The sequence below is a fragment of the Porphyromonas uenonis 60-3 genome (assembly GCF_000174775.1).
GTDB lineage: Bacteria > Bacteroidota > Bacteroidia > Bacteroidales > Porphyromonadaceae > Porphyromonas > Porphyromonas uenonis_A.
Genome location: NZ_ACLR01000219.1, coordinates 1 through 947 on the forward strand (window position 1 = coordinate 1; position 947 = coordinate 947).

A 947-nucleotide genomic window follows, 5' to 3' on the forward strand; every position below is an offset into this window, starting at 1 on the left:
GAGATTTGCTGCTTTCGTATCGTGTTGCTTGTGTGGCGAATACGAGTCCCAAAAATAGTTCCCCTCTTGGAACTTTTCGGTTCCAAGGGAGGAACTCTTTAGTTCCAGCGGTGGAACTCTCCGATCCCCACGGAGGAACGAATAGATCCCAAGGGAGGGACGAAGAAATCCCTAGGGAGGAAATCCGAAATTCATCGGAACTTCGATTTCATTCTTCCGAAGTTTTATTTCTCGGTTCCGTGGAGAATCTTCGTTTCCTCGGTAGCTATTGGGCAATTCTTCCGTGGGGGGTGCGCTTGGTCGGCAAGGCTTCCCAGAAAAAAGCACCCCCACCTACTGAGCGGTGAGGGTGCTGATGCGATATGTTGCGGGGTGGCTTTCGTCGCTAAACCTATATTCCGCTAATCTTACGAGTAGCCCGGTGCTTTCTAAGTTCAAATGCAAGTAAAAAGCGAAGTTTTTTTCGTCTTGGATGCTCGGTCGACTTCTCTTCGTAACCGCTCGTCGGGGTGGGGGCTCCCACCCCTTGCCGCGGGGCGCTCCCGGAGCGGAGATTTTCCTTCCTTGGACTAGGCTCGTAGGGCTCTCTTCGCTTCGTGGTCTAGCTCGAAGTCGCAGTCGTGAGCCACCAGCGAGAAGAGGATGTGTAGGAGCTTATTGTTGACGTTGTTGAGGATGACCCCGTAGGGCTTGCCTTGAGCTTTCATGCGTTGGTAGTACTGTTTAAATGTTGGGTTATGAGTTATGGCACTTCGGGCTGCTTGGGTCAAGATTCCTTTTAGCCGTCGGTTACTGTAGCCTCCTGTGTTGGATTTGTGAAAGACTGAGCTCCCAGAGCTCTCGTAGAAGGGCGCTATACCGCAGTAGCTAGCCATCTTCTTGGCACTCCAACCCTTGAAATTGTCGGTAAAAACGATCAGCATGACCGAGGTGACGAGACCCACGCC

Annotated in this window: 1 protein-coding gene; it reads right to left on the reverse strand. The window is 52.0% G+C overall.

Annotated elements, in window-relative coordinates:
* Positions 1-569: 569 nt before the first annotated feature.
* On the reverse strand, positions 570-947 hold a 378-nt coding region (locus PORUE0001_RS08635), incomplete at its 5' end, for a transposase (protein ID WP_007366067.1).